Below are 6,529 nucleotides of genomic sequence, written 5' to 3' on the forward strand. Positions count from 1 at the left end.
CCGTTGCTCGCCAATTTGTTTCTGCACTACGGCTTCGATATGTGGATGGCTCGGGCGCCGCCGCCCTGCCCGGCCTCCCCGTCGTGGTCCCGGACATCCTGGTGGCCTTCGCCGGAGCGACCCCTGTCCCCAGCGGCAGCGTGATCATCGCGGGTACGGGCGCGGTGGCGGCCCGCATCGCCGGCCGGCTGATCATCCGGCGCTGCGACGGCTACGGGTGGCTGCTCGGCGACGAGGGCTCGGGGGTGTGGATCGGGCGGCAGGCGGCCCGGGCGGCGCTCGCGGCCCTCGACGGCCGGGGGCCGCCGACCGCGCTCACCGCCCGTGTCCTGCCCGCCTTGCTGAGGCACGCTCCCGGAAGGGACGCCGGCGCCGCCCCTCTGGCGGGCGAGGCGCTCGCCCAGGCCATCGTCGCCGCCGTGTACGACGGCGAGCCCGCGCGGCTCGGAACGCTCAGCCCCCTGGTGGAGTCGGCCGCCCGCGAGGGTGACCGGGTGGCCCTCACCATCCTGGACGACGCCGCCCGCCTGCTCGTCCGCACCCTGGACACCGTGAGGGCCCCCGACCCCGCGCTGCCCGTGGTCCTCGCCGGCTCGCTGCTGACGCGGCCGACCCTGGTGGCCGACCGGGTCAGGGAGGCGCTGATCGGCCGTACGGCCGTGCCGGCCAAGGACGGCGCGGCCGGAGCCGCCGCGCTCGCCCTGCGCGCCTTCGCCGCCGCCGGGGGTCCCGGCGCGGCCCGCGACGCCGAGATCGAAGCGGCGCACCGGCGGATGCTCGCGGCCGGCGACACTCCCGGTCAGGCCTGACCCGGCGGAAAGGGTTCAGCTCACCCAGAGGGTGGGCGGGCTCTGGCGTCCCGCCGCGTCGACGGCCGTGACGCGGTAGCGCGAGCCTGGCTCCCACGCCGGGTCGGTGAACCGGCCTCGGGGCCCGCCGGGCACGATCGCCAGCAGGTACCCCTTGTCGTCCGCGTCGTGACGGTAGACCGCGTACAGGCGGGGCTCGGCACGGCCCTCGGAGGCGAAGGTGAGCTCGGCGCTCCGGCTCGTACGGCGGGCGCCGGTGACGACGGGCGGCGGAGGCGGGGCGCCCGCGGCCAGGCGCGGCGGCACCGGGCCGAGGGCCGGTCGCGCGTAGTGCTCCCGCTGGAGGCGGGTCATCGCCCCGAGCCGGTCGGCGCGCACGTCGCCCGAGTTGTAGTAGACGTCGCCGCCGATGCCCGGATGGTCGCCGTTGAGGGTGAGGTGCCGCGACAGCTCCTCGGGGTCCTGCCAGGCGGCGGGCTGCCCGGCGGCTCCGGCGTTGTAGACCGACTGCCCGATCCACAGCTGGGTGCCCGTGCCGGCCACCGCCTTCGCCCACCAGGCGGCGAGCACGGCGTAGTCGGCCACCGGCAGGCCGATGTTCCAGTAGAGCTGCGGGACGACATAGTCGAGCCAGCCCTTCCGCACCCAGCCCCGGCTGTCGGCGTGCTGGTCATCGTACGACTGGGAGCCCGACGTGGCCGAGCCGAGGGGGTCGGTGGCCGCGTTGCGCCAGATGCCGAACGGGCTGATCCCCCACTGGACCTCGGGCTTCTCCTCGCGGACGCGCCGCCCCATCTCGTGGATCAGCAGGTCGACGTTGTGCCGCCGCCACGCCGCCCTGTCGGCGAACCCCTTGCCGTGGCGGGCGTAGGCCTCCGCGTCGTCGAACTCCTGGCCCTCGACCGGGTAGGGGTAGAAGTAGTCGTCGAAGTGCACGCCGTCGACGTCGTACCGGGTGACCGCGTCCATGATCGCGTCCTGGACGAAGGCGCGGACCTCCGGCAGCCCGGGGTTGTAGTAGAGCCCGCCCGCGTAGGCCACGCCCCAGCCCGGGTTGCGGCGCAGGGGATGATCGGGCACGAGCCGGGCGGGGTCGGGCTGCGTGGACACCCGGTAGGGGTTGAACCACGCGTGGAACGCCAGCCCGCGCTCGTGCGCCGCCTCGACCATGAACGCGAGCGGGTCGTACCCGGGGTCGCGCCCCTGGACGCCCGTGAGGAACTGCGACCACGGTTCGCGCGCCGAGGGCCAGAAGGCGTCCGCCGTGGGCCGCACCTGCACGAACACCGCGTTGAACCGGCGCGACACCGCGAGGTCGAGCCACGAGATGAACTCGCTCTTCTGCCGCTCCACCGGCAGGCCCGTGCGCGAGGGCCAGTTGGTGTTGTTCACCGACGCGATCCACATGCCGCGCATCTGCCTCGGCGAGGCCAGGACGGCCGCGTCGCCGGGGCCGGTGGCGCGGAGTGCGCCGCCGGGACCGCCGGGGGGCAGGGCGCCGCCGGGATCCGGTGCCTGCCCTCGGGCGAACGGGGCGAGCGCCGCCACGGCCAGGCCACCCAGTACGGCCCTGCGGCTCAGCGGGCGGCCGTTCACGCGGACTCCGGACGTCCCGGCGACACCGGTCTCCCGGCGGCTCCGGCGGGGAGGGCCCGGTGCCGGCCATGGCCTGGGTGCCGGCCGAAGCCTCCGGCGTGAAGATGACAGATGACTTTCACCGGATCAATGAGTCTGAAGAATGTTGCCATCAGGCCGTGACCTAACCGGGAGCGAATGAAGGAAAGCTTCATAGAAGATATGCGCAATGGCGCAGGATGCCACATCGGCGTCAAGACCATGCAAAACCACACGTAGCACGCAAGTCAGACGGTCCTCGAAGGGGAAGATCGATAGGGCCGCCGCCGACACGAGCGGAAGTCGCCAATGCCGCACAGTCCCGATCTCGACCGCCTCGCCGCCACGGTGCTCCAGCCGGGGTTCGAGGGCACCGCCCCACCCGGCTGGCTGCTCAGCCAGCTCGCCGGCGGCCTCGGCGGGGTGGTCCTCTTCGCGCGCAACGTCTCCCCCGGCACCGCCGGGCTCGTACGGCGGCTTCGCGAGGAGAACCCCGAGGTCGTCGTCGCCGTGGACGAGGAGGGCGGCACCGTCACCCGCCTGGAGGCCGCCACCGGCAGCTCGTGGCCCGGCAACGCCGCCCTCGGCCTCGTCGACGATCTCGGCCGCACCGAGCGGACCGGCCGGGAGATCGGCCGCCTCTTGGCCGCGACCGGCATCACGCTCGACTACGCCCCCGACGTGGACGTCAACGCCGACCCGGACAACCCGGTGATCGGCATCCGCTCCTTCGGAGCCGATCCGGGGCTCGTGGCCCGGCACGCCGCCGCGTGGATCTCCGGGCTGCAGGGCGCGGGGGTCGCCGCCTGCGCCAAGCACTTCCCCGGGCACGGCGACACCGTGACCGACTCCCACCTCGCCCTGCCCGCCGTCCACGCGTCGCGCGAGGTGCTGGAGCGGCGCGACCTGCGGCCGTTCCGCGCGGCCGTCGCGGCGGGGGTCCGGGCCATCATGTGCGGCCACCTCATGGTGCCGGCCCTCGATCCCGAGCTGCCCGCGACCCTCAGCCGCCGTGTGCTCACCGGGCTGCTGCGCGAGGAACTGGGCTTTGAGGGCCTGCTGGTGACCGACGCGATCGAGATGAGGGCCGTGGCCGCGCTGATGCCCCAGCCGCAGATCGCGGTACGGGCGCTCGCGGCGGGCGCCGACGCGATCTGCGTGGGCGCCTCCTCCTCGCCCGGCGGGGAGAACGTCGCCGAGCTGCGCGAGGCGATCGTCCGGGCCGTCCACGAGGGCGTCCTGGACGAGGCGCGGCTGGCCGAGGCGGCGGGCCGCGTACGCGGCCTGGCGGCCTGGCACGAGCGCGAACGCCTCACGGAGGCGGGGGCGACCGAGCTCGACCCCGAGCACGGCGTCTCCCTGCTCGGGCTGGACACGGCCCGCCGGGCGCTTCGCGCGAGCCCCGGCGACGGCACGCTCGTACGGCCGGTCCTCACCCGGCCCCCGCTGGTGATCGAGATGACCGCACGGCCCCACCAGGCGATCGGCGGCGGCGTGCCGTACGGGCCCGGCGAGGCCCTGGCGGCTCTGCTTCCCGGCACCGCCCGTACGATCCTGACGCCCGGCCTGCACGAGCTGCCCGAGCTGGGCGAGTCGCCCGTGGTGGTGGTCACGCACGACGCGCACCGGCACGCGTGGATGGCGGCGGGCCTGGCGGAGATCCTCCGCCGCCGCCCGGACGCCATCGTGATCGAGATGGGCCTGCCGGGCCGTCCCGTGGGCTCGGTCTACCTGGCCACCGGCGGCAGCTCCCGGGTCTCGGCACTCGCCGCCGCCGAGTGGCTCACCGGCCGCTGAGCCACCGGCACGCGAGTCCACGGGCCCGTCACGAGCGCGATCCGGATGGGCGCGCGGTCCCGCACGAGCGCGGTCCCGATGGGTCCGCGGTCCCGCACGAGCACGATCCGGATGGGCGCGCGCGGTCTCGTACGAGGGGGATCTGGATGAGGGTCCGCGGGTTCCCTACGACCAGGATTGAGTAATCTGTCGGTAACAGTAAAGGAACCCAATGATCGACCCGCAACGCTCGACCCCCGAGAACCTGGTCGCCCGGGTGCGGGCCGTGCTTCCCTCACTCACGCCGTCCGCACAGATCATCGCCCGGCTCATCCTCGACGACCCGGCGACGGTCGCCCGCAGCACCATCACCGAGCTCAGCGCCGCCTCCGCGACCAGCGAGGCGACCATCGTGCGCACCGCGCGGGTGCTCGGCTTCTCCGGGTACGCCCAGCTCCGGCTCGCGCTCGCCGCCGCCGCGGCCACCACCCGCCAGGGGCCCGACCGCCTCGTCCCCGGCGACCTCGCCCCCGACGACCCCCTCTCCGACGTGATCGCCAAGGTCACGCGGGCCGAGGCCGAGGCCATAGAGGACACCGCCGCGCAGCTGTCCCCCGAGCGGCTCGGCGAGGTGGTCGACGCGATCACCGGGGCCCGCCGCGTCGACGTGTACGGCGTCGCGGCCTCCGGGCTCGTGGCGGCGGACATGTCGCAGAAGCTGCTGCGCATCGGCCTGTCCGCCCACGCGTTCACCGACGCGCACCTCGCCCTGACCAGCGCCGTGCTGCTGAGGCCCGGCGACGTCGCGGTCGGCGTGAGCTGCACGGGCGAGACCCCCGACGTCCTGGAGCCCATGCGCCGGGCCCAGAAGGCCGGGGCGACCACCGTGGCGATCACCAACAACCCCCGGTCGGCCCTCGCCGAGGTCTCCGCCCACGTGCTGATCTCGGCCGGGAGGGAGAGCGCGTTCCGGCCCGGCGCGCTGGCCAGCAGGATCAGCCAGCTCCTGATCGTCGACTACGTCTTCGTCGGCGTGGCCCAGCGCACGTCCGAGGTGTCCAACGGGGCCCTGCGCGCGACCCGCGACGCCATCGACCACTTCGTCATCGAGTCCCGGCCCCGGAGCAGGAAACCGTCGTAGCGCCCGAGGGCCGGCGCGGCCGTTTCGGGATGAGCGCGCCGGTGGCGATCCTTGCCCGGGCCGTCAGCCGGCGTCCCCGGATCGGAAGATCTTGGAGAGGGCGGTGACGGCGAGGATGACCACCCCGATGATCAGTGCCCACTTGACGATGCCGGCGACCAGGCTCAGCAGCGCGCCGAGGAGGAAGAAGGCGGCGATGACGGCTACGACGAGAAGAAGAATGCGTCCCATGGCTTCACGCTAAGCGCCCGCCGGTCCCGGCGACATACGTGGAGATCGAGTTCAGGGACGAGTCAGGGTCGGCACTCAGGGTCGCGTGGGGGTCCGGCGAGGAGGCTCACAGGACCGCGCAGCCGATGCGCACGGGCACGCGTGCCGACCAGCGGCCCGAGAGCACGTCGTAGGCCTGGGCGTAGCCGTTGGCGGGCTTGCCGGCGGAGGCGCAGTCGAACACCCCGGTCTTCTTGCCGAAGCTGCCGCCCGCGAAGCCGCTGTGCGCTCCGGCGGTCACGGTCCCGCTCCAGAACAGGCGGCCGGTGTTGTACCGGAGGTAGAGCTTGACCTGGCCGAAGTTGTAGTGGTCACCGCTGATCTTGATGCGGGGGATGTCGTCCACCGAGGTCGAGGTCGCGGTGCCGTCCCCGTTGTCGGTCGGGGGAACGGTGTACCGGTTGATCCACAGGCGGGCGGAGACCTTGCGGTTCGCGGCCTGGGCGTTGTCGGCGGCGGCCTGCGAGCGGACCGAGGGGACCACGCAGACGTCGTCGCCGGTGAACGCCTCGCGCCACACGTACCCGGTGACGCAGGTGTGCGCGCCGAAGGCCCCGGAGGTCCAGCGGCCGGCGGCGGCCGCGTTGTCCGAACGCGTCTGGGTGCGGGTGGCGGAGCTGACGCAGACGTGGTCGGAGGGGCGGGCCTCGCGCCAGACGTAGCCTTCGCGGCAGGTGTCAGGGCCGAAGTCGCCGGTGGCCGCGGAGGCGGACGTCGAGGGCAGGGTGACGACGGACAGGCCGGCCACGGCGGCGACGGCGAGACCGAGCAGGCTGCGCTTCATCTTTGTCTCCTGAATGTGAGTGTGTTCTCCCGGTCCTGTTCGCTCGGCCCCGGGGGTTCTTACACACTCAGTGATATCGGCCTCCACCTGCACGTTCATTGACAACCGCTTGACGCCTACCGATGCAAGGGCGTG

General features: G+C 73.7%; 6 protein-coding genes. 3 read left to right on the forward strand and 3 right to left on the reverse strand.

Annotation, left to right across the window (positions count from 1 at the left end; genetic code table 11):
• Window positions 1–41: 41 nt before the first annotated feature.
• Window positions 42–809: a BadF/BadG/BcrA/BcrD ATPase family protein gene (locus AB0B89_RS33845; RefSeq protein ID WP_358561017.1), complete on the forward strand. Its 768-nt coding sequence runs from the start codon at window positions 42–44 to the stop codon at window positions 807–809.
• Between the two features lie 15 nt (window positions 810–824).
• Here the strand turns inward: AB0B89_RS33845 and AB0B89_RS33850 are convergent, their stop codons facing one another.
• The gene (locus tag AB0B89_RS33850) at window positions 825–2,405 is read right to left on the reverse strand and encodes a family 10 glycosylhydrolase (protein WP_358561020.1); all 1,581 of its coding nucleotides are present in this window, start codon (window positions 2,403–2,405) and stop codon (window positions 825–827) included.
• A gap of 327 nt (window positions 2,406–2,732) precedes the next feature.
• On the opposite strand from AB0B89_RS33850, the gene AB0B89_RS33855 reads away from it, so the two are divergent.
• A complete protein-coding gene (locus AB0B89_RS33855) occupies window positions 2,733–4,220 on the forward strand; it encodes a glycoside hydrolase family 3 N-terminal domain-containing protein (RefSeq protein WP_358561023.1) in 1,488 nt (495 codons plus the stop codon).
• Between the two features lie 211 nt (window positions 4,221–4,431).
• A complete protein-coding gene (locus AB0B89_RS33860) occupies window positions 4,432–5,340 on the forward strand; it encodes a MurR/RpiR family transcriptional regulator (RefSeq protein ID WP_358561026.1) in 909 nt (302 codons plus the stop codon).
• Between the two features lie 63 nt (window positions 5,341–5,403).
• On the opposite strand, the gene AB0B89_RS33865 is transcribed toward AB0B89_RS33860, so the two are convergent.
• Entirely contained in the window at window positions 5,404–5,571 is a 168-nt protein-coding gene (locus AB0B89_RS33865) for a hypothetical protein (protein WP_358561030.1), read from the reverse strand.
• 106 nt (window positions 5,572–5,677) lie between these two features.
• Window positions 5,678–6,394 carry a hypothetical protein gene (locus AB0B89_RS33870; protein WP_358561033.1) on the reverse strand — a complete coding sequence of 239 codons (717 nt, stop codon included), beginning with the start codon at window positions 6,392–6,394 and terminating at the stop codon, window positions 5,678–5,680.
• Window positions 6,395–6,529 lie beyond the last annotated feature (135 nt).

The organism is Sphaerisporangium sp. NPDC049002, from assembly GCF_040649355.1.
Classification (GTDB): domain Bacteria; phylum Actinomycetota; class Actinomycetes; order Streptosporangiales; family Streptosporangiaceae; genus Sphaerisporangium.